Here is a 23,290-nt window from a genome sequence, read left to right as displayed (position 1 = left end):
TTTAAAATCAATAATATTTTTTTATAATCTGTTCAACTTATTTTGAATTCCACTTTTCCTTGATGTTTTAATTGTTAAGGCTTGCACCAATGACGCCTGATCTGCAAGTAAGCTCACCGCAGACTTTGCTCTTGTAATTGCAGTATAAAGCAACTCTTTACTCAACAAATTTTGAGCAGATTGATCTAAAACAACCGCTGTATGTGTAAATTCTGAACCTTGTGATTTATGAATAGTTAAAGTAAATGCTGTTTCTATATTTTTTGGAAGACGTGTTGCCAGTACCCATTTTTCTAAGCTAGGAAAATACACATTAAATTGTACTTGTCCCTCTTTTACTTGCTTAAAGCAAATTCCAATATCACCATTTGATAAACCAAGCTGATAATCGTTATAACTCATCATTACAGGGCGTCCAACATACCAATCACCCTGTTTGACTATATTCAGCTGAGCTAAAAGTCGTTGCTCAATTTGATGATTAATTTGTGTTAAACCAAATGCACCATGACGTATTGCAGTTAAAATTCTGTAATCATCAAATTTTTTAACGACTGCATCAACCAGTAATTCAGGTTCATCACTTTCTAAATATTGTTTGAGTACTTCCACATAAGATACATAGCCCAACATCAATTTGTCATAGTACGCAGTTAAGTCCGATTGATTCGAAAGCTCTGAAGGTAAATATTCTAAATTCACCTGATCTTGCATATCTTCAAGTAACACAACTTCTTTTAAAGTACTTGGCTCAACAACTTCTTTATGAAAAGCCTTTAAAACAGAATCGATAGGCTGATTATCATGTGATTGTTGAATAAATTTCGCCATTTCACCAATCAATGCACCCTCTTTAAAACGCCGACTTGTCACTAAATTTACGAAGTTTGATTCCAGTGATTCAACTTGTTGTAAATCTGCCAATACAGAACCAACATCTACAGATGCAAGCTGATTCGCATCGCCTAATAAGATAAGCCGAGCATGATCCGGGATTGCAGTAAATAACATTTTCGCCAAATTCAAATCAAGCATAGAAGCTTCATCGACCACAATCACATCGTAAGGTAAGGGTTGTTTTTCATGAAATCTTGGTTGATGACTATTTCCCAAACCTAAAAGTCGATGAATGGTAATGGGTGTTAATCGCTTTAAGTCTTCACTTAATAAGTCTTGTAATTTTTCATCATCAAAAGATTTCTGAAGTGCCTCTTTCATTCGCTGAGCAGCTTTACCTGTAGGTGCTGCCATTGCAATTCGAATATCTGGAATTTCTTGATTGAGCACTGCAATAATGCGTGCCAAAGTATAGGTTTTACCCGTACCAGGCCCCCCCGTAATAATGCTAAAGCCATTTTCAGCAACCATTTCCAAAGCTTTCTTTTGATGAGTATCTTCTAATAAATCATGATATTTATTAAATGAAATAGCGGAAATTTTTTGATTTTTTAAACGCTGTACTTGCTGGCAAAGTGCCTGTTCTAAAGCCCAATAACGGTATAAATATAAGTACTGATTATCGTGAATAAAAGGTGCTATATTCTGACTAGAAACCTCATTTTCATGCACCACCAATCCACTTAAAGCATCTATGTTTTCTAAATTTAAGCGTATACAACTATCACCTTGCGTTACAGCCTCGAGAACATCTTGCATAATTTTTGTGGAAATGTCCGTTTTTTCGGCATGATTAAACGAAGATTTTATTAAAAAATCACTCCATATTTGAAACCATTCAGTAGCTTGGCTTTCAGGCTGTTGTTTAATCGTTTTCTGCTTGTTTTCCACACAATTATCCTCAAAGTTATCCACAGACTAATATCATGTTTAATCAGCTCTTTTTTTAATGAATTAGCTTTTTTCGAGTAGTTTATCGACAGAAAAACTGCCTAATATAGAATCAAGTCTCAAAATAAACTCTGCATCGGGTTTCCAGTAGTTTATGCCTTGTAACTTTTCACTATTCATCCCTCTTAAATACAGATAACTTGCACCACCCAAATGCTGATGAATATCATAGTGTTCCAATTGCACTTTTAAATATCGATGCAAAGCCACCAAGTATAAGCCTGCCTGTAACCAATAACTGGCTTGTGACATACTCTTTTGAATTTCTTCAATATTATACTGAGATTGATCTACACCTAAAAAGTTACTTTTATAATCGGCAATTTGATATTTCTGACCATCAAAATAAACCAAATCGATAGAACCTGTTAAATAGCGTGCTGAATTTGCTTCATTTAGCTCGAGCATTTCAATACCGTATTCGGCAAATAACTGATAAATACGTTTGGTTGCCAAAACGTGATCTGACAAAGCCAAATAAAATGGAAATTCAGATAAATGATTTTTTGCACTTAATTGGTCAAGCTGAAAACCATCATGCAGTGGTGTTGTTAAAACATCTTTAAGCCATTCAGCCATTAATGCAATTAACTGATCTTCCGTACCTTCTAAAAATTCTTGATGATATTTTTCAGCAAGTTCCAACCATAAACTTGGATAATCATTTTTAAAACGACGATGAATTTCTAAATGCCATTCGCTAGAATCTTGAAAATTGATATGTTCAAAAATTTCATGCAAGAAATTACCTGCCAATGTTCCCATTGGAAAATTACGTTTAATCCATGAAATTGGTTGAGTCTGAATAACGTCTATTTCAGGAATAATATTGATTTCATCTTCAGCACTTTCCATTTTTTCAGTTTTAGCCGCTAAGGCATCTATGGCTTGCTTACGGGTTAAATGCTGTGCCAAAGCACTAAAACTGGTTTTTGTACGAGGATAAAAGCGTTGCATAGGAAATTGCTGTGCTTTCAAAGCCTTAGATTCTGTATCCGAAGCTCTGAGTGCTAAAGGACGCTCTGCAATTAGAGCTTCATCTACACTAAAAGGATGCTGAAAAACATCTGCACCTTGACCGCGCCAAAATGCTAAACCTGTATTCGACTTCCCTTTTACATCTTGCAACATGGCATACACACGGTGACTTGCACGTGTTAAAGCCACATACCACAAACGATGCTGTTCGGCTTCCGCGCGTGCATTATGCTGACCAATGTCATCTTTTGAAATGATTAACTCGTTATTTACCGCAACGACTCGCTGTAATTCCGCTTTACCTGTTTGTGGATTAGTTTGTTCAACTGTGGAAAAGTTTAGGGTTTTCCCCATTTCACGAAAGTCTTTATCTGCGCCCAATAAAAATACAATTTTAAACTCTAAACCTTTCGATTGATGAATCGTCATCAACTGAACGCCTGCTTCATTCGACAGTTTTCTTTCTAGCTCCCACTCTCGCTCACTTGGAGATTGAAGCTGTTTTAAATACCAATGATAAAGACTTTGAGCACCTTGATATTGCTCACTATGTTGACTCAGCACTTCGGTTAAATGACGTAAATTCACAACCGATCTTTCGTTATCTCGACTTTGAGTTGCAACTAAGTTTTCCCAAATTTGGAATAGATTCAACGCATATTGCCATGCGGTTAAAAAGCCTTTTTCTAACCACATTTCACGTATTAAATCGAAATCATAAATAAAGGAACTTAAACCTTCGGCTTGCTGTTCCAATTCAATTAGTTGTTGCAAATTAATATTTAATAATCGGCTAAGTAAAGCTCGTTTAATTTTTCCTTCATCATAAGGATGCATAATTGCTGTTAAAAACGCACCAACATCTTTAGCAACTTGGCTATCAAAAACACTACGTTTAGATGGACGATTCACCTTAACGCCTAGTCGTTCCAACTCATATTGAACTTTGTCTAAGCCATCGTGATTTTTCGACAAAACTGCAATGTCATCGGCAATTAAATAACGTGGTGATGCTTCATCTAAATATAATTTTTTTTCAATTCCTTGATTAAGTAAATCACGAATTTTCCATGCAACTTGTATGGCTTCCATGCTTTTATCTTCAAGCATTAACCAACGCAAAGCTTGATGATTTTTACCATTTTCATCAACCAATGCAGGATGTGGCCGCGAACCAGCCTCAACCAAACTATAAGAAACATTTTCGCCAAAATCCATTTGACGCTGAAATAAAGCATCGACAACTTCAACCAATTCTTTCGTTGAGCGATGGTTATACTTCAAACTATAAAAATGACCTTTTTTCGCAATAATATCTGCACGAGCTTTGTTATAGGTCAGCATATCTCCTCCACGAAAGCCATAAATCGCTTGCTTTGGATCGCCCACCATAATCATGCAGCCTTGCATATAGCGCTGATGATCACGCCAAATTCGTGCCAGCATATCGTCTTGGTCTTGGTTGGTATCTTGAAATTCATCAACTAAAATAAGTGGATATTTCGCTTGTACAAATTGAGCAAAACGTTGACCTTGAGCGCCTTGTAGCGCCTCAGATAACGTTCGAATTTGCTGTGCAAAAGTCGTTTCACCTTTTTGTTGCAATACTTGTGGTAAACGCTTTTTTACTTCTTTGCTTAAATAAAATTTTAAATAAGCATCTAGTACATTTAAGTCGTTATCCAACTGAGATAATTCTTCAAAGAAATCTCTCAATGCTTTAATAACAATGTGATTATTAAAGTTTTCAAGTACATCTTCAGCGCATTTATTCAGGGCTTTTTTTGTAGATAATTCTGTTAAATACTTAACAGTTTGTTCAAAATGTGATGAAAATAAAGCGTAACTTTTTTGCTCGGCTAAAGCCTTAAAAAATTCGGGCAAGTACAATGTTAATGTCTTTTGCATTAAATCATCAGTGCGCCATTTTTTTGCCACAATAGAATTGTATTGACCATCTGACAGGTAATATTCACTTAAAGTAGCGACTTGGCTTAAATCGAGTTGAAGCAATTGATCAATTGACTGTTCAAACTCATTTAAGTTGATTTTTGGTGCTTCAATTTCTTGAAATTGTGCCGATGCAAAATTTAAAGTGTTTTCCACAACCGAAACATAATTATCCACAGATTTTAGTTTTTTCTGTAAAAGTAGATAATTCACGACCTTTTGTTCTTGTGTCTGAATCCATTCACGTAAAGCGTCATGTATGAGTTGTAAGGTATAACTTTTGGCATCATCAGTAATTTCAGCACGTTCAATTTTGCCACTTTCAAAAGCAAATTCACGTAATAATTTTTGGCTAAAACTATCGAGCGTTCCTACAAATAACTCATCAAGCTGATCGATTACCAATTTCAGACGTTCGCGCGCATAATCCACTTGTGTTGCATAATCTGTTAAAACTTTTTTGTATAAAGGATCTTTTTCTTGCTGAATATAGGTTTGAATTTCAGCATCTGTTGAGTTTTGAAACTTCTCAAAAAAACGCAATGTATCGACCAAACGCATTCGAATACGAGACTTTAATTCTGCAGCTGCTTTTCGGGTAAATGTAGTCGCAATCACTTGATTTGGCAAATATGAACCTAGAAAAATACGTACCATTAAGCTCGAAAGCGTAAAGGTTTTTCCTGTTCCTGCCGAAGCCTCAATCCAATGCAACCCGTGAAACTGCATATCTCCAATAGGGTCAAAAGAAAACTGCTGAGATGTTTGAGGATTGTTCATTTTGTTACTCCTCAACCGTTACTTGATGCATAAAAATTGGGTGATATAAATCATAGGAAAAATGCTTACAAGCATCTTCTAATAAAATTGTTGCATCTTGTTCTTGCAAAATAAAATCCCAATCTCGATGATGCTTTGTCGCTTCATTTTCAGTGACAGAAAAGCCTGTGAACTTTCCATCAAAATTCCAATCTTTATAAATATCATCCATATTTTGAATAACCATGTGCTGATTTTCATCAGGCACCCACTCATATTCTTTATATTTTTCAGCAGGTTTTAAAATTAATGCCGCAGGTAAAACTAAAGGCTGTGCTTGACCATATTCCCAAGCCTTAAACCAATGACTTAAATAAGTTCGTGCTTGGTTAGAAGAAACACCTTCACAAATAATGGTGTTATCACTAAAAATGACAATACGAGCATAGTCTTCACCACTCTCACCCAAATTTAAATATGCAATCCACAATAAATATTCAAGCCACACTTTGGCACGGCGTTTTGCCCGTGCGCTTGATGCTTCTAGGCTGACCCACTGTTTAGCACCATGTTTTGGTAAGCTTAAATTAATATGTAAACTCTTATTTACACGCCAAATTTGCTGCGTTATTGCTGTTTCAGTTTCTGCATATTGTTGTAAACGTGCATGTAATTGTGCTTGCTCTAACACGCTCATTTGCCATGCACTTTCTTGAATTTTCCCAACAGGAAGCTTGTCCATTAAAAGCTGTGAATTTTGTTCACCTTCATGTTTTTTCAAAAAATCCCGCATTGCATAACGTCCCAAACCATCAAGTAATAACGGCTCTTGTGTATCGGGTAAATCTTCTGCTTTTAAGTTTTTTACACCCAATGTTTTTAAATATAAACGTGCAGGGAATGTGACATCTTGAATCCATTGATAGCTGTCGAGCACCTGAATATCTTGTTCTAATAATGGATATTGCGTATTGACCCATTGGCTTCGTTGCGATTTAGCAAAACGAATTTGATTGGCAACTTTATACCATTGATCTTGATAACGAATAGTTTCAGTCGATTCAAAACCTATCGGATCAAAAGGCTGTAAAGTATGAACGTGATAGAGCGACTGCAATTGTTTTGCAACATCAATACCTTCTATTGAAACCATTTCATTTAAACTTGAATCGGTCGTTTCAGCTTCTACAATAAGCGCTAAATGCTGAATAAATTCTTGTAAAACTGTCGATGGATCTCGCACTTCACCATCGCTCACATCAAAGCCATTATAAAACAGCCATAAATTTTCTTGCGCCAATAACAGTGAATCTAAAAATGCGCCTTGTTCATCTTCTAAACGTGAACGATCACCTAATTGTGGTTTTAAAATTTCCATTAAATCGAAAGGTAAATGTGTATTTCGATTTGGGAACTTCCCACTGTCTAAGTTCAGCATCACAATAAGTTTATAAGGCAACGGACGCAATTGCCCAATTTGGCTAAAAGTCACTTGCCCTGTTGGTTCTGCTTGTTCAACTTGCGAATCGAGTAGTACATTTATTTCTTCTAAAATGTAGCCTAAAGGCAAACTTAATGCGTTTAAGGCATGATGATTTTCTTCATCATAAAAACTTGCCAAAGTTAGCATTCTGTCTTGTTTTTTAATCAGCTTATAAACCGCACTTAATGAATCTACACCTGCATCAATAAATTCATTAACGTCATCCATTAAAGTTTTAAGCCATTTTTCGACACGAATTTGCTTACCCAATTCATGAGCAATCATCCAATTTCGACGTGCTGAAAAATCTTGATAAATTTGAATAAGTTTAGCAATAAGCTCAAAGTCACTTGGTAAAACATCTGCAAAACTTAATGTATCATTAAAAATTGCATGCTCTGGAATTGCCACACCTAATGCCAAACGGTCTAAAGCAAATTTAAAACTAAAACGATAATCTTCATCGCCTTGTTTTAGGCTTTGCTTTAAATGTTCTTCATCAAATCCACGTTTAAAACCTGCGGCAACAAGCAGTTCGACCATTCGGTCTACGCTATTAATATCGAGTTCATAACGAAGTAATGTGGCATTTAAACCCAACCAATCTGCAAAGTCTTCAATGTTAAAACGACCTTGAATAAGTTGAATTCTACCTAGCACAGAGCGCCATGCATTGGCGGCATCTATTTGAGTTACACCTGCAATTTGCACAGGTAAATAAATACTTTCTTGACTGAGCCTATGCGCTTGATTTTCACGTGAATGATGTAAATTTCTATCACTAGGTGGCGGTGCAAAAATACTACGAATTAAAGGTTCAAGCTGTTTCAAATTTGGTGTTAAAACCAAAATATCACTTGGTTTTCTTGGACTATCTTTATCGCCTTTTGAAAGCCAGTGAATAAGTTGATCTTTTAAAACTTCAAGCTGTCTTTGAGATGAATGACACACATGAATTTGCACAGAATCATCATCTGGTTTTAAGTGATAAGCATTCTTTTCAGGTTCTACCAAATACAAAATATCAGACTGAACTTTTGCCAGTAAAGTATCTGCATATTCATCGACAAAAAGGTCTGCCCAAACCCCTTCTTCCCCTGAAGATAAATTGGATAATAAAGAGAAATGATCACGCGCTTGCTTACCAAAACGTGTAAGTAGTGGATGACGTGATTCACGTTTTTGTGCATTAAAGTTTAAAGTAAATTCTTCAAAGAATTTTTGAATTTGTTCATCGCTTGCATCTGGATTTTTTTCAATAAATCGCTCTTTTACTCGAACGTCATAACGTGCTTTCCAATTCGGATCGACACTATCTGCCCAATATTCTTGCGATGGGTTGTAATGTAGAATATAGATATCTATGTATTGTCCCAAACGGCGCAAAAACTGTAATTGACTAGGTGGCAAATCCAATAAAGTGAAGACCACAAGCTGATGGGGTAACGTGCTTAAAACATCATTGGGCTGTTCAGGTGAGCCTAAAGCTTCCCAAAACAAAACATCAATTTCTTCCATTTCCTTAAAGTCTTGGTCGAAAACTCCTTGCCAAAGCCAACGCTGCCAAACTTCTAACTCTTGAGCCTGATTTAAGGTAAAAGCCGAAATTTCTGTATTGGTTTTAAAGAACATATTTTCAATATTCAGTTCTTTATTTTGCCCCCAAGCCTGTAACCAATTGGTTTGGCAGTTACATTTTCCCTCGCAACCTTTTTGGCAATATCCTCTATAACTCATGTAATTAGAAAATAACTGAGATACTTGTTGAGATACCCAATACAACATATTTTGCTTTTTTAGCTGTTTTTCTAAACCTTGCTCTAAACGATCTGCGCTGTCATAAATACGTTGAACAATCGAATAAAGTGGATGTTTTACATCGAGAGGATTTTGTTCTGCTTGAATAAATTCTTTTAGCGCCTGAAACACACGCCATTTAATAATTAATCTGGGAATGTTGGCTTTACGGACTTTATCTTTATCGTTCTGTAAAACTTGCTGATAAGCAGACCACTGAAAACCACGAATACGATGGTGAAATGTTGTATTTGCACTAATGCCTTTTTTTTCTGCCAAGCGCTGTGTAAGCCAAGCCTCAATAGCAGGTGAAGGCACAATAAAATGTTGAGTTTTTAAAACGTCAAATGGGTTCGATGTCGGCTTCTGAATAGTCTTGAGCATCGCTTCAACAAGCACATCAATGCGCTGACTTTGAATGACATGAATCCCCATTAAATTTAATTCCTTTTCAATTTATGCAATACAAAAGCTTCAAGATTATTTACTATACTTTAATGTCTGTCTATGTCACTTTAAAAACATTATTCAAGGTAAAATTACATTGAATAAAACATCTTCTAAAAGTTTTACATAGAAAAATTTATACGCTTTTTTAAGGTACTTACCAATATGAAAATAGATAATATTCCTGAGTCTATAGATCCAACGCTGAATATTGAAGCTATTCGTACTGAATGCCTCGAACTTGTAAAAAAGCGCTCTTATTTTTCTGCGGGTGCTGCGGTTATTCCTGTTCCATTTTTAGATGTTGTGATTGATGTAAGTATTCTTTCACAGCTTATTCCTGAAATTAATACGCGTTTTGGTTTAGCACCTGAACAAATTAGTGTATACGACCCTGCAACTAAAGAAATTCATTGGAAAGAACTACGTAAACGTGGCATCGAATTTTCAGGATTTGTTGTTGCACGTACGGCGGTAAAAAAATCTCTCAATAACATTGCGGCAAAAGTAATTACGAAACAAGTAACGAAATTTATTCCTTTAGGTGGTCAAATTATTGCTGCAAGTTTGGGTTATTTTGTGATGAAAAAAGTGGCTGAAGCGCATGTTGAAGATTGCTACCGTTTAGCGCTACGCATTCAGCAAAAACAAAAGACCACAATTGATCAATAATTTTTAATTCGTCAAACTCAATATAATGATTAAACCTCTGCTCTTTCAATAAAGAGCAGAGGGTTTTTTTAAAGTATTAATCTGCTTTAAGCTGTTTTAAAATAGCTTTTAACACTTCCAAACGTGCAAATTGTTTGTTGTCTGTGGCAATCACATGCCACGGTGCATAGTCTGTATTTGTTCGCTCAAACATATCTGCTGCTGCTTTTAAATAATCATCCCAACGCTCTCTATTACGCCAGTCTTCCGCAGTAATTTTAAATTGTTTATGCGGTGTTTCTTCTCGTGCTTTAAAACGACGTTCTTGTTCATCTTTACTAATGGCAAGCCAAAATTTAATCACTAAAGTTCTGCTATCGAATAAGTCTTTTTCAAAGCGGTTAATTTCGTTATAAGCACGTTGCCATTCTGCATCTTGCGCAAAACCTTCTATACGTTCAACCAAAACACGTCCATACCAAGATCTGTCAAAAATACTAATCTTTTCTTCAGGTTGCAGCTTTGTCCAAAAGCGCCATAAATAGGGTCGTGCTAACTCATATTTTTCAGGTGCGGCAATGGTATGAATTTCATATTCACGCGGATCAAGCTTTTTCACAATGCGTTTAATAGCGCCGCCCTTTCCTGCTGCATCCATCCCTTCAAATACAATCACAACATTTCGGTCATCAAAACGTAACGCTTTAGAAACCTTAGATGTCAGCTTTTTCAACTCTGCTTTGTATTCGTCTTTCGGAATTTCTTGAAGTGGTGGGTTAATTAAAACTTCAGGTGTTTTTGCTTGTTTCCATTTTCCTTTGGCTTTACTTTGATGCTCTGGAAGATGCTTTAATTTGCGTAAAATATGTTGTGCAAATTGTTGATCTCGCGATACTGCATCTTCGCAATCAATAATGACCCAATCTTCTGTAAAGCGTTGGCGTAAGCGCTGTAAATTATCGTATTGTTTTTTATTACGCCAATCTAAACCATGTAATTTATGCCAATGTACTTCACTAGGATCCATTTCGTTTAAACGGCTTTGCAGTGATTTCCAAGACAAGTCGAACCAAATTTTAATGACATCTACGTTGTTATTTTTTAGATCTTGTTCATAAGCTCTCATGTTTTCCACGTATTCGTCGAATAGCGTGGAATCTAAGGGGTTTGAAACATGAGATGCCGTTGATAATAAGTCTGTATACCAATTACCAAACATCACCAATATTTGTCCTTCGGCAGGAATTGAGCGTGAATATGGCTGCCAAAATGTTTTTTTATGGTCGAATATATGGGGGGCATCTGCTTTTACACGTAAATAGCGTGGGTCTACCCATTCACGGAGTTGTTTAACGGCTTCGCCTTTACCTGCAAGTTCAATTCCGTTGACCAAAATAAGTAAGCTTTTGGCATTTGATTGTCCGCGAGTTTCTTTCATGGCGTATTGCGCCTGAATAAGCTCTACAGATAATTGTTCTTCTTGCATTGGTTTAAATTCAGTTTCTTTTATCATCGTTATTCATACTTTTTAGCCCCTATTTCTTGAGTATATAAAAAATAGAGTTTCAGATGAGAGAGTTTTTGTTAAATAATGACTAAAGGTTTTCAATACACTTAAGCAGCAAAATATCGTAGTTTCGAATTTCTTAATATTTTTATTATCTTCATAAATTTCAATCATAATTATCTGGATAATTTTGAACAGATAAAAGAAATAATCCTTTCATTTCAACAATCTTATTTAATTCTAGTAATGTTTTCATATCTTCAATGAGAACAATATCTGTTCGGTCGTATCCGCCTTTAAATCTTACAGAGTAGTTTGGATAATAAATATCAAAAAAATTTAATCGTTCTTCCCTTAAGCTGCTTATTACGATTTGTTCAAAATCTTCGCTATTTGTATTAAATAATTGCCAAGAATCTTTATAAAAACAATATACTTGATCAGATAAGGATTTATAAAAATTAATAAATTTGTTTTCACCTTCCAAATATTCATCTAAAGCATCCGAACTTTTAGCTATTGAGTAACATAAAACCTTGCACTCATCTGCTTCTAATTCATCTAGCCAATGATCGAAAATTGAAATACATACAGCTTTTAACCATTTAACTTCTTTAATTTTTTTTGATATACAATTATTCATTTGATTCTTCTTAAGTGAATGCCAAAACTCTATATTATAAAAATATAAAAACTGTAGATAGATTCAATTTATATTTTGAAAAGCGGGGTTTTAATCCTTAGGAACACAAACAAACCCACCACTCCACGATTTTTTTCTCCCAAACCATAGCGCATCTATAAAACACACACTAAAATTCAAGTATTAAGTACACCACCTGAGACGTTACATGTCTAAACTTGCTGTTTTAGATGAGCTTTTAGAACTTTACTATCAGCTGAAATACCATAAAAATCAGGACATTTTTTACCGCCTGCAAGACGTTCAAGCATGGCAAAAACAACGTATACAACGTACACATGCAAAACAATTTGCAGAAAAACAAAATATTTTAATGTCTGAATATTTCTTAAATAGACTATATGGCGGACCAGATTTCGATGCACTTGCAGGACAAATTGCACGACTTGTAAAATATGCACATAAAGCCGAAAAACTCATTCCTGAAAATGCCATAAAAACAGGAACAGCAGGCGTAACCTTGGCTATTTTAGCCGTTCAGCTAGACGAAGAAGTTGCAATTCAATTACTTGAAGATTATCCCAATAATCCTGTAATAACCGATGAAATAATGCGTGTCACTTACTTAAAGCTCAATCAAGGTGAAAACCGTTTAAAACAGCTACGCTTACTGGATGAACTTGGCATAAGCTTAGACAAATACATGCGCTCATTTATGGTTCAAGCAGCCTTTAAAATGTGTAAAGGTGCTGCAAATAAATATCACTTTGAAGTGATGTATGACTTTATGCAAGATGGCTTTTTAGCGCTAAAACCGTTAAAGTCGGCAGAGAAATTTGTAAAAGAATTTACTGCAATAGAACGAAAAATTGTCGATAAAGTTCATGCAGGCGATTTAAATCCATTTCAATAATGGATCAAACTATTTAAAGGGGAAATAAGTCTAAGCTTTATTTTCCTGTATATTATTCATAACAATTGCACGCTGATTGCTGTATATCGACTCATAATCTGTCATCATGCAAGCACTGCAACATTAACCCTATTCTTATGTTAGGAGTGACTCAAATGTCGAATGAAAATCAAACGCCTACCCCTTCTTCTGCGTCGGCACAAACAGACAATGTGAGTCCTTTTCTAACAGAGCCACTTCCTCAAGGTGCGCCACAAGGTCAACAGCAATCTTTAGAATTGCCAACTTCAGACACACCTGTTACTGGTTCTGTTCCTAAATATAATCTTCCACGTGGTGCAAACACAGGTAATGTCGGTGCAACAACACATTTTGGTTACCAAACTGTAAGCAGTGAAGATAAAGCTCAAAAAGTTGCAGAAGTATTCCATTCTGTAGCAAGCAAATACGACATCATGAATGACTTAATGTCATTTGGTATTCACCGTCTATGGAAGCGCTTTGCAATTAATATGTCGGGCGTTCGTCGTGGTCAACGCGTACTTGATATTGCTGGTGGTACTGGTGACCTTGCAAAAGTATTTAGCCGTGAAGTAGGCCCAACAGGTCATGTTGTACTTTCAGACATTAACGAATCTATGCTCAATGTGGGTCGTGATCGTTTAATCGATGCAGGCTGTACCAATGTAGATTTCGTTCTTGCCAATGCTGAAACTTTAGAACCATTTGAAGATAATAGCTTCGACCTTTTAACTATTTCTTTTGGTCTACGCAACGTAACAGATAAAGATGCTGCACTTGCTGCAATGTACCGTGTACTTAAGCCAGGCGGTCGTTTACTAATTTTAGAATTCTCTAAACCTGTATTTGAACCATTCGCTAAAATTTACGATTTATATTCATTCACGGCTTTACCAATCATGGGTAAAATCATTGCAAATGACTCAGAAAGTTATAAATATTTAGCAGAATCTATTCGTATGCACCCAGACCAACGTACTTTAAAAGGTATGATGGAAAATGCTGGATTCCAAAACTGTGATTATCACAATTTAACAGCAGGTGTTGTTGCTGTTCACCGTGGTTTCAAACTTTAAGGTTATAACTATGTGGTCGATTCTGGCACTTGGTGCAGTTGAACGATTCGTGAACCATATCATTGATTTAGATGCGATTACTCGCATTCAGCTCAATGAGCTTCAAGGCAAAATGCTTCGTGTTGTTTTAGACAAACCACAACTTTCAGTTGATGTTTTTTTCGATGAAAATAAAGTTCGTTTAGAACCAACGGTAACAGGTCATAGCGAAGCATCTTCAATATTTGAGCAACGCCCTTTTGATAAAAACCAGCAAGTTTTTGAAGCGACAGCAACGCTACATGTAAAAAATGTGGTCGAGCTACTTAAGCTTTTGGTTGCAGATGAAGTTGGAAATATTCCACTACAAGGCGATTATCACTTATTGCAAAAAATCCAAAACATTATGCAACAAGCTGAACCCGATTTAGCATCACATTTAAGTCCTTGGATTGGTCCTAGCCTTGCCCATGAAATTGGTAAAATTCAACGCGCACCCAAGCATTTAAAAAAGACGTTACAAAGTTATGCATTTTTTGCTGAAGATACTTTGAAAGAAGATTCAGGACTATTTGCTGCCCGTTGGCAAATGGACAATCTCCATCAAGATACTCGCACTTTCCAGCAAAATTTAGACCGTACTGAAGCAAAAATTCAACAGCTTCAAATACAAGTCGACGCATTAGAAAATACAACTCAAAATTAGGTAATAATATATATGATTCCGCATGTTTCACGTTTACTCGAACTTTGGCGTATTGCAGCGCACTATAGACTCGACACGTTGTTCCCTGCGGATGAATTACCTGAAAAAGCCCGTCATGTTTTAAGTATTATCCGCATGCACCCTGCTGCATGGTCAAGCAAAGAAAGTAAAAATCCTTTAAAGCTAAAACAAGCTTTGGAAGATATGGGGCCGCTTGCCATTAAAATGGGACAATTGCTTTCAACACGTCGTGACCTCATTCCACCTGAAGTTTTACAGCAACTAACACTGCTTCAAGACCAAGTAAAACCATACGGTGTAGACGTTGTAAAATCACGTATTCAAAATTCACTCAAAGCAGATGTTGCAACACTATTTTCTCGTTTTGATGAACAACCTTTAGCCGCAGCATCTATTGCACAAGTTCATACAGCGGCATTGCATGATGGTCGTGAAGTTGTTGTAAAAGTGACACGCCCCGATATTCGTACGCAAATTTTACAAGATTTTGAAATTATAGAATGGCTAGGTTGTCGTCTAGAAAAGCGTCTAGAAGCAGCACGTGCATTGCACTTATCTGAAATTATCCAAGACTATCGTCAAATCATTCTTAAAGAACTCGATTTAACTTTAGAAGCAGACAATACACGTCGTATGCGCCATTACTTCACAGGCTCAAGCATGATGTATGTGCCTGAAGTTTATATGGATAGCAAAGATGTGATGGTTGCTGAACGTATTACAGGCGTTCCAATTTCAGATACAGCAACATTCGATAAATTGGGTATGGATCGTAAAGACCTTGCTGAAAAAGGTTTAACCATTTTCTTTACCCAAGTATTCCGCGATAACTTTTTCCATGCAGATATGCATCCAGGAAATATTTTTGTAGAAACTATTAATCCAAATGCGCCACGCTATATCGCGTTGGACTGTGCCATTATGGGTGAATTGTCTAAACACGATCAAATGACCGTTGCACGAATGTTACTTGCGGTAATGAACAGCAATTTCATGCAACTCATTCAAATTGTGCACCAAGCAGGTTGGATTCCACCAGGAACCGATCAGGATGGTTTAGCAAGAGAAATGCGTCGCACCGTTGGCCCAATGGTTTCAAAACCAATGAGCGAACTCGATTTTGCAGGTATTTTACTTGAAGTGATGGATATTGCACGTCGCTTCCATTTAGAAATTCCACCACAACTTATGCTTTTACTAAAAACATTGGTTCATGTAGAAGGCTTAGGTACAGACTTATATCCTGACTTAGATATTTGGCAACTTGCAAAACCAATTTTGACAGATTGGGTTAAAACCAACATGAATCCTGTCAAAAACATGAAAGAATTAGGTCAGCAAATTCCCGACTTACTTCTTGGTGCACAAGATTTACCAAGTATTTTGATTGATAGCATCAACGGTTTAAAGAACCAATCTGCATGGCAAGCAAAACAATTACAAGAATTACAAACTATGCGTTTGCAAATGGAACATCAGCAAAAACGTAGTTGGATTTTTGGTAGTGTTATGGCTATTTTACTGGCAATTTCGGTCATTGCACCTTGGTATGTATCGGTCGTTTTACTTGTAATTGCAAGTTTCCTTGCCATTTTTCGATTATCAAAATAATTGTTAAAAGCTAAAGCAGTCTATTAAATAACGTCTATAGTTTAATAGACTGCTAAATGTTAATTCACTTGTTCTTCTATGGGTGCTTGTTCTAAAGTTACATCTGGTTCAGAGTCTGTAAATGCCCAGAACATACCAACAACAAGCAGCAATACCACACAGAACCACGTCATAATTTTTCTAAATGAAGTCATTTTCATTACCAATCAACAATCTAGAACTAAAAGATAGCTTAAAAAATAAAAACTTGCCTGATTTTTCTCATCATTAATCGAATTTTGTATTAAATTAAGTTTCAACTAATATTTTTATACAAATTTATATTTCATTATGCAAATTCTAAAAAAACAACCACGAGCTTTAAATATTAGAGCAGGTTATCTTGCACGTAAACTCATTACAAAAGAAGGCTTACATGCACATCAAGTCGATATACTGCCCGGTGCTGCAGGTGGCCCGAAAGGCATTGGTATTCAAGGTTTAGATCAAGCAATTTTTGGTCGCTTCCTAACACAAGCGCCGCAGCGCAGAACTGTTATTGGCTCAAGTATTGGCAGTTGGCGTTTTGCAAGCATTTTGGCATGGGGGGCACAAGAAGGAACTCAAAGACTTTCTGAACTTTATACCAATCTGCATTTCACCAATAAAATGTCGCGCCAAGAAGTGGGTGATATTTGCAAAAACATGCTTTTTGAATTAATTCGGGGCAAAGAACAACAACTCGTTGAACATCCCGATTATCACCTTGCTGTTATTTCAGTGAAAGCACAGCATATTTTCCAAAGTGATAAATCACTTCCTTTACTCGCTTCAGTTGCGGGAATTGTCAGTAGTAATGCACTTGCACGTAAACATAATCGCTTATTCATGCAACGCGTCATTAGTCAGCCCAATATTGGTGAACAATTTAAAGTTGATGATGATTTTATTACCCACTACCAAACCCTAAATAATGAAAATGTAACGCCTTGGCTCATGGCATCTGCATCTATTCCAGGGGTAATGTCTGCAGTTCGTAATATTCCAAATGCACCTAAAGGAAGTTACCGAGATGGTGGTTTAATTGATTATCACATCGATCTACCATTCCAAAGTAACGGTGTTGTTTTATACCCACATTTTACCGACAGTATTACACCAGGCTGGTTCGATAAAATGTTTAAAAACAGAAAATCTAACCCTGAAAATCAAGCACGAACTTTATTATTATCTCCATCTCAAGAGTATTTAGCATCTTTACCTTTAGGTCGTTTACCTGACCGTAAAGACTTTACTTTAAAGGGTTTAGATCAACAAAAACGCATTCAGTTGTGGAACCAAAGTGTGGCGGAAAGTCAGCGTTTAGGCGATGAGTTTTTAGAAATGATCGAAAAGCAGAATTTTGCAGAATTTATGCAGGATTTGTGATTTTATTCAGTTTCAAAAATATGCCCCAACACTTTTAGTGAATTTCCCGTGCGATACCACTGATGTTTTGCTACATTAAATTTAATTAAAAATTTAATTTTAAATAATGAAAACATTACATATTGCCATTATTGGGGCAGGTACAGCAGGTATTGCATCTGCCATACTTTTAGCAAAACAAAATATACAAGTTAGCCTATTTGAAAAAGCTGAAAATTTAGATCCTGTAGGTGCAGGACTACTCCTCCAACCTTCTGGTTTAGCTGTATTTGAACACTTAGGAATTTTAGAACACGCACTTCAACTTGGTGCTGTGGTTACAGGTCTTGAAGGGCAACTTGCCAATGGAAAACTGCTCGTCAATAGCCATTACAAACAAGCCAATGAAAACTTCTATGGACTTGGTATTCACCGTGCAACCTTATGCCATGTACTCGAAAGCAAAGCACGTGAATTCCCCAATCATATTCATTGGTATATGGGACATGACGTTCAAACACTCAATGAAAACACAGATGAAATTCGCATTAAGGGAACATCAAGCTTAGGAAATTTTGAAGCAACATTTGATGTGGTCATTATTGCCAATGGTGCACGGAGTTCTATCCGCCCTGAAGCTTGGGTAAAAATGAATAAGCCGTATCCGTGGGGAGCAAAATGGATGATTACGCCTGAATGTCCAGAGTTCGACACTCAAATTTTGCATCAATTTTATGATCGCTCCCAAACCATGATGGGCATTCTTCCCACAGGTTCTATTCCAAATAGTACAGAAAAACTTTCGAGCATTTTCTGGAGTATGCCAACAGAACAGCTTGACTCCTTTTTAGTAAATAAAACTTCTCAGCAAAAATGGCTGCATCAAATCCACCAAAAATGGAGCAAAGCAGCAGAATGGTTTGAAACGGTTTTACCCGAGTCAAATGAACAAAATAAGTGGCTTTCTGCTAACTATAGAGATGTGGTGATGTCTAAGTTTGGTGAAGGTCGAATAGGTGTGATTGGTGATGCAGCACATGCTATGAGCCCTCAACTAGGACAAGGTGCAAATATGGCATTATTGGATGCTTGGGCTTTAGGACAAGCATTTCAAGCTGCCACTCAAAAAGAGCTTTTAGACTTAAATGCACTCTGGAAAAGCTATCATCAACATCGTCAATCTTCTATTCGCTTTTACCAATTTTTTAGCCGATTGCTTACACCTTTATATCAATCACATTCAAAAATTGCAGGACCAATTCGAGATTTCTCATTTTTAAGCATGTATCAAATTCCATATTTCCGTAAGGAAATGGCAATTACAATTTCGGGCTTAAAGTTGAATATGCTACAAACCATAGATTACGAAGATATTGCAAAACCTGCAAAAATTCATATTGACTAAGCCACACATTATTAAAAAATAGATGAAGATTTATTTCCTTAAAAGGATGCGGATGCCGTACACTATCGAAACGATACGGCAAACGTATTGATTAATTTTTTGAAAATATTTTGGTGAAATACTCATGAATAATGTGCAATGGCTCGATGAAGTAAAATTTAACGAACAAGGCTTAGTGCCTGCTATTGCACAGCATCATCAAACGGGTCGTGTGCTTATGGTTGCGTGGATGAACCGTGAAGCTTTAACCTTAACGGCTGAAAAAAACCAAGCGGTTTACTTCTCTCGTTCACGCAATAAGTTGTGGCACAAAGGCGAAGAATCTGGACACTTCCAAACAGTTCATGAAATTCGTTTAGACTGCGATGCAGACGTTATTGTGCTTCAAATTGAGCAACACGGCGGAATTGCCTGCCATACAGGTCGTGAATCTTGCTTCTACCGCAAACTTACGCCAAATGGCTGGGAAATTGTAGACGCTCAAATTAAAGACCCGAACCAAATTTATGGTGAAAAATCTGTAAATCCACATACGCTTGCAATGAATGCCTCAACTGCAAAATCTGAACAAGTCGATGTATTGTCTTATTTAGGCAAAATGATGGCAGAGCGTAAAAAAGCCGATCCTGATTCATCTTATGTCGCAAAGCTTTACCATAAAGGTTTAAACAAAATTTTAGAAAAAGTGGGCGAAGAAAGCGTTGAAACCATTATTTCTGCCAAAGATTTTGATGTAAAAGCCAATGAAGACAATAAAAATGATGTGATTTATGAAGTTGCAGATCTTTGGTTCCATACCATTGTGATGCTTGGCTATTTCGATTTAGATGTTCAATTGGTGCTTAACGAACTTGCGCGTCGTCAAGGTTTATCTGGCTTGGTTGAAAAAGCAAATCGTCAACATTAATTAAAAGTAAATTATCTGTGTCTGAAAATAACAAACCCAATGCGACCTATGAACAAGCAACTGCTATTGATAACGCTCGCCTAGGGAAATCTTTTAAAGTTATTGCCTATGCAGGCACAGGTAAAACTACAACTTTACAAATGATTAGCGATGCTATGCCACAAAGACGTGGCATGTATCTCGCATTTAACAAAACCATTGCAGCAGAAGCGCAAAGTAAATTTCATAGAAATGTTGATTGCCGAACCTTTCACTCCTTAGCCTATAGAAGCGTTCCACGTGGAGTAACCGACAAACTTCGCCTACCACGTTTAAGCCCAAGTTTTATTGCGAAAGAATATCGCTTAGAGCCGATTACACTTCGTAGAATGATGGGCGGACGTTATGAAAAATACGTTTTAATGCCGTCACGTTTAGCAAGTTTAGTGGCAAATACAGTGAGCTATTTTTGCTCTACCAGTTCGCAATACCCTGCTCCACGTCATATTCAAGCACCAAGTTGGTTACATCCAGATGATATTCCAACGCTACAAGCACATTTATATAAAGCTGTTGAACGTCGTTGGTTAGAATCGATCGATCCCAATCATCAAGCAGGCATTGGGCACGATATTTATTTAAAACTTTGGGCATTGTCTGAACCCAATATTCCATCTGACTATATTTTATTTGATGAAGCACAAGATGCTGACCCTCTCATGCTTGGAATTTTACTGAAACAACGTAATTCTCAAGTCATTTATGTAGGTGACGCACATCAGCAAATTTATGCGTGGCGCGGCGCAGTCAATGCCATGCAACAATTGCCTTTACCAGAATCACGCTTAACCACATCTTTTCGTTTTGGTGAAGAAATTGCACTCAATGCAAATGCCATTTTAGGTGCATTGAATGAAACTGTGCCTTTATTGGGTAATCCACAGTTAAATTCTAAAGTTGTGAATAAACCACACACTAAAATGCGTGATGCTATTTTATGCCGTACCAATGCTCGCGCAATGGAACTTTTGCTTTCAGGTTTGGTACATGGTGATAAAGTTAGCCTTCAAGCCGATCATGTTCGATTAAATAAATTTGTTGATGCGGCAAGCATGCTCAAACAAGGTAAGCGTGTTACCGATGTTCCGGAATTGGCTTGGTTTAATTCTTGGCACGATGTTCACGAATATTGTGAAACAAATGATGGTAGCGACATTAAGCCATTGGTCAAACTTGTAGATGATCATGGAACAGATCCACTTAAACGTGCTTTAGCGAAAATTACGCCTATTGATCAGGCGGATTATATTATTTCGACTGCGCATAAAGCCAAAGGTTTAGAATGGAATCGTGTTCATATTGAAGATGACTACCAATTTAGACTGAACGATAAAGACTTTAAAATTAGCGATGAAGAATTACGTTTGTTATACGTCGCATGTACTCGTGCTAAGTTAAGTTTAAATATTCATCATATTTACGACTTGGTTCAACAACTCAAAATTAAAATGCCAATGTCCTTACGTAAAGCTGTCGTATAATTCATGCAGGTGTTCTATGAAAATAAAATCTATACAGTTCAAGCACATCACTCACTTTACCGATACTAAAATAAATTTTGAATATCACAATGCACCTATCACGCTTATTTTAGGCCATCAAGGTTCAGGAAAAACATCTTTACTGCGCTCTACCTTTCTTGCACTGACTTGGTTTTCTGCACGTTATAAAGATGCTCGAACAGCAGGTGCAATTTTACCTGATCACGATATTAAACAAGATCGCCTACAAGCAAAAATCGATATAAAAGTACATCTGCCAATAGAAATTGGCTCATTGCCCGAATCTATCAATTCATGTGAAATTGAAACTCAAATATGCGATTGGCAACTTTACAAAACAAAAACGAAAGCCTTAACAGGTCATAGCAAAGTTGAAACACAAAAATTAGAAAAACTTGTTGCGCTTTATCAAAAGGCAGCTCAACTAGATCCATTACAAGGCTTACCACTTATTGCATATTACCCTTCAGAGCGTTTTGTTCATGAAATAAATTTAACCAATAAAAACAATCCTGCTATTTTTCAAGCAGGAAATGCTTATGAAATTACCACAATTCAGTACACAACTTTTTCACGTTTTTTTGAATGGTTTCGTGAAATTTCAGACATTGAAAATGCCCAAACTACAGATCTTGTAAATCGTTTAATTTCAAGCCAAAAAAGTAGCGACCGACATCAAGATTTAAGCGCAGCTCTTATTCATGCTTATAACCAAATGCATGCACCTAGCTTATCTGCGCTAAAAGATACGCTTACCATCATATTTCCTGAACTTAGTAATATTTATGTGCAATACCTACCAAAACTACAACTCATGGTAACGTATCAAGGTAAAACCATGATGTTCCAACAACTTTCTAATAGTTTAAAAAATTGGATTGCTTTGGTTGGAGATCTTGTTCGTCGTATGTGTTTACTAAATCCATCAAGCCTTTACCCATGTTTAGAAGGCGATGGCATCTTATTAATTGATGAAATTGACCAACAGCTTGATCAAGATGAATGTACGACTATTTTGGCTCGGCTCAATCAAGCATTTCCACATTTACAAATGATTGCGACAGGTAATCGAGCAGAATTATTAGAACAAGCATCTGACTATCAATGCTTACAGCTAGAAAACCAACAATTACATCCGATAATGCCACCACAATTTACAGTTGAATTTGATGAAATTTATCAAAATTTAACCACAAATGAAGATCTCAATATTTCAAATGATCTTGAAGCTTTACAAGGTAGTGTTGAAACACCACAAAGTATGTATCAATTTATTCATGAAAAATTGAATGATGAACAACTAAAAGACCTCATCACATTACTAACAAACGACATCCAAACAAGTCCAGACCAAAAGTTACTTGAGTAATTTTTTTTCAAACTAAGTCTTTGCTTACATTTATTAAAACATCTATTCATGTATCTTGCCCATAGAGAAATGAAGTCAGCGTATAATGTGCCCAATGTGATCAAAAAAGATTGATGTTGTGCTTTGGCTGTAATATGATCGGATTTATTTGCAAATTTCGTAAAAATATCGGATTTTGCAATCATTCCTAAGTTGCGCAATACAACTTATTTTTCATTTTGATTCAACATTTGGCTTTCAAGATTTAGAAACTTGGATCGTTCTTTGCTGTCCTATAATCCTTGAAAGATTA

16 protein-coding genes are annotated in these 23,290 nt (G+C 36.4%); 10 read left to right on the top strand and 6 right to left on the bottom strand.

The window, feature by feature from the left end; translation table 11 throughout:
- Positions 1-21: 21 nt before the first annotated feature.
- The 3 genes from recD to AC5YDH_RS00260 form a co-directional block, all read right to left on the bottom strand.
- Positions 22-1,788, bottom strand: coding sequence for an exodeoxyribonuclease V subunit alpha (recD, locus tag AC5YDH_RS00270; RefSeq protein ID WP_496116236.1), 1,767 nt, complete (start codon positions 1,786-1,788; stop codon positions 22-24).
- A 63-nt stretch (positions 1,789-1,851) separates the two neighbouring features.
- A complete protein-coding gene (locus AC5YDH_RS00265; RefSeq protein WP_496116235.1) occupies positions 1,852-5,556 on the bottom strand; it encodes a UvrD-helicase domain-containing protein in 3,705 nt (1,234 codons plus the stop codon).
- 4 nt (positions 5,557-5,560) lie between these two features.
- On the bottom strand, positions 5,561-9,250 hold the full coding sequence (locus AC5YDH_RS00260; RefSeq protein ID WP_496116234.1) for an exodeoxyribonuclease V subunit gamma: 3,690 nt from the start codon (positions 9,248-9,250) through the stop codon (positions 5,561-5,563).
- 177 nt (positions 9,251-9,427) lie between these two features.
- On the opposite strand from AC5YDH_RS00260, the gene AC5YDH_RS00255 reads away from it, so the two are divergent.
- Positions 9,428-9,934 (top strand): hypothetical protein, encoded by a 507-nt coding sequence (locus AC5YDH_RS00255; RefSeq protein ID WP_496116233.1) that lies wholly within the window; start codon positions 9,428-9,430, stop codon positions 9,932-9,934.
- Positions 9,935-10,010: 76 nt separating this feature from the next.
- On the opposite strand, the gene pap is transcribed toward AC5YDH_RS00255, so the two are convergent.
- Together pap and AC5YDH_RS00245 are read right to left on the bottom strand one after the other, a co-directional pair.
- A complete protein-coding gene (gene pap, locus AC5YDH_RS00250; RefSeq protein WP_496116232.1) occupies positions 10,011-11,426 on the bottom strand; it encodes a polyphosphate:AMP phosphotransferase in 1,416 nt (471 codons plus the stop codon).
- A gap of 160 nt (positions 11,427-11,586) precedes the next feature.
- On the bottom strand, positions 11,587-12,063 hold the full coding sequence (locus tag AC5YDH_RS00245) for a hypothetical protein (RefSeq protein ID WP_496116230.1): 477 nt from the start codon (positions 12,061-12,063) through the stop codon (positions 11,587-11,589).
- 208 nt (positions 12,064-12,271) lie between these two features.
- Between AC5YDH_RS00245 and AC5YDH_RS00240 the strand changes: the two genes are divergently transcribed.
- The 4 genes from AC5YDH_RS00240 (at position 12,272) to AC5YDH_RS00225 (ending at position 16,390) form a co-directional block, all read left to right on the top strand.
- Positions 12,272-12,976: a DUF8198 family protein gene (locus AC5YDH_RS00240; protein ID WP_496116229.1), complete on the top strand. Its 705-nt coding sequence runs from the start codon at positions 12,272-12,274 to the stop codon at positions 12,974-12,976.
- Between the two features lie 155 nt (positions 12,977-13,131).
- A complete protein-coding gene (gene ubiE, locus AC5YDH_RS00235) occupies positions 13,132-14,073 on the top strand; it encodes a bifunctional demethylmenaquinone methyltransferase/2-methoxy-6-polyprenyl-1,4-benzoquinol methylase UbiE (RefSeq protein ID WP_496116228.1) in 942 nt (313 codons plus the stop codon).
- Between the two features lie 10 nt (positions 14,074-14,083).
- Complete coding sequence (locus tag AC5YDH_RS00230; protein ID WP_496116226.1) at positions 14,084-14,758, top strand: ubiquinone biosynthesis accessory factor UbiJ; 675 nt, start codon at positions 14,084-14,086, stop codon at positions 14,756-14,758.
- A 12-nt stretch (positions 14,759-14,770) separates the two neighbouring features.
- The gene (locus AC5YDH_RS00225) at positions 14,771-16,390 is read left to right on the top strand and encodes an ABC1 kinase family protein (RefSeq protein ID WP_496116224.1); all 1,620 of its coding nucleotides are present in this window, start codon (positions 14,771-14,773) and stop codon (positions 16,388-16,390) included.
- A 59-nt stretch (positions 16,391-16,449) separates the two neighbouring features.
- Here AC5YDH_RS00225 and AC5YDH_RS00220 read toward each other — a convergent pair whose 3' ends face one another.
- On the bottom strand, positions 16,450-16,584 hold the full coding sequence (locus AC5YDH_RS00220; RefSeq protein ID WP_496116222.1) for a hypothetical protein: 135 nt from the start codon (positions 16,582-16,584) through the stop codon (positions 16,450-16,452).
- Between the two features lie 133 nt (positions 16,585-16,717).
- On the opposite strand from AC5YDH_RS00220, the gene AC5YDH_RS00215 reads away from it, so the two are divergent.
- The 5 genes from AC5YDH_RS00215 (at position 16,718) to AC5YDH_RS00195 (ending at position 22,998) form a co-directional block, all read left to right on the top strand.
- On the top strand, positions 16,718-17,797 hold the full coding sequence (locus AC5YDH_RS00215) for a patatin-like phospholipase family protein (protein WP_496116395.1): 1,080 nt from the start codon (positions 16,718-16,720) through the stop codon (positions 17,795-17,797).
- A gap of 106 nt (positions 17,798-17,903) precedes the next feature.
- The gene (locus tag AC5YDH_RS00210) at positions 17,904-19,181 is read left to right on the top strand and encodes an FAD-dependent oxidoreductase (protein WP_496116221.1); all 1,278 of its coding nucleotides are present in this window, start codon (positions 17,904-17,906) and stop codon (positions 19,179-19,181) included.
- 124 nt (positions 19,182-19,305) lie between these two features.
- A complete protein-coding gene (gene hisIE, locus AC5YDH_RS00205) occupies positions 19,306-20,088 on the top strand; it encodes a bifunctional phosphoribosyl-AMP cyclohydrolase/phosphoribosyl-ATP diphosphatase HisIE (RefSeq protein WP_496116220.1) in 783 nt (260 codons plus the stop codon).
- A gap of 17 nt (positions 20,089-20,105) precedes the next feature.
- On the top strand, positions 20,106-21,608 hold the full coding sequence (locus tag AC5YDH_RS00200) for a UvrD-helicase domain-containing protein (RefSeq protein WP_496116219.1): 1,503 nt from the start codon (positions 20,106-20,108) through the stop codon (positions 21,606-21,608).
- A 16-nt stretch (positions 21,609-21,624) separates the two neighbouring features.
- Entirely contained in the window at positions 21,625-22,998 is a 1,374-nt protein-coding gene (locus tag AC5YDH_RS00195) for an AAA family ATPase (protein ID WP_496116218.1), read from the top strand.
- The last annotated feature ends 292 nt before the right edge of the window (positions 22,999-23,290 follow it).

The sequence above is a fragment of the Acinetobacter sp. FY683 genome, assembly GCF_059515885.1.
This window is presented reverse-complemented; position numbering and strand designations above follow the sequence as displayed.

Excerpts from the sequence above, each read along its gene's own strand:
- AC5YDH_RS00220 (WP_496116222.1), bottom strand. The coding sequence starts at position 16,584 with ATGACTTCATTTAGAAAAATTATGACGTGGTTCTGTGTGGTATTGCTG.
- ubiE (WP_496116228.1), top strand. The coding sequence starts at position 13,132 with ATGTCGAATGAAAATCAAACGCCTACCCCTTCTTCTGCGTCGGCACAA.
- AC5YDH_RS00225 (WP_496116224.1), top strand. The coding sequence starts at position 14,771 with ATGATTCCGCATGTTTCACGTTTACTCGAACTTTGGCGTATTGCAGCG.
- AC5YDH_RS00230 (WP_496116226.1), top strand. The coding sequence starts at position 14,084 with ATGTGGTCGATTCTGGCACTTGGTGCAGTTGAACGATTCGTGAACCAT.
- pap (WP_496116232.1), bottom strand. The coding sequence starts at position 11,426 with ATGATAAAAGAAACTGAATTTAAACCAATGCAAGAAGAACAATTATCT.
- AC5YDH_RS00255 (WP_496116233.1), top strand. The coding sequence starts at position 9,428 with ATGAAAATAGATAATATTCCTGAGTCTATAGATCCAACGCTGAATATT.
- hisIE (WP_496116220.1), top strand. The coding sequence starts at position 19,306 with ATGAATAATGTGCAATGGCTCGATGAAGTAAAATTTAACGAACAAGGC.
- AC5YDH_RS00245 (WP_496116230.1), bottom strand. The coding sequence starts at position 12,063 with ATGAATAATTGTATATCAAAAAAAATTAAAGAAGTTAAATGGTTAAAA.
- AC5YDH_RS00195 (WP_496116218.1), top strand. The coding sequence starts at position 21,625 with ATGAAAATAAAATCTATACAGTTCAAGCACATCACTCACTTTACCGAT.
- AC5YDH_RS00210 (WP_496116221.1), top strand. The coding sequence starts at position 17,904 with ATGAAAACATTACATATTGCCATTATTGGGGCAGGTACAGCAGGTATT.
- AC5YDH_RS00240 (WP_496116229.1), top strand. The coding sequence starts at position 12,272 with ATGTCTAAACTTGCTGTTTTAGATGAGCTTTTAGAACTTTACTATCAG.
- AC5YDH_RS00265 (WP_496116235.1), bottom strand. The coding sequence starts at position 5,556 with ATGAACAATCCTCAAACATCTCAGCAGTTTTCTTTTGACCCTATTGGA.
- AC5YDH_RS00260 (WP_496116234.1), bottom strand. The coding sequence starts at position 9,250 with ATGGGGATTCATGTCATTCAAAGTCAGCGCATTGATGTGCTTGTTGAA.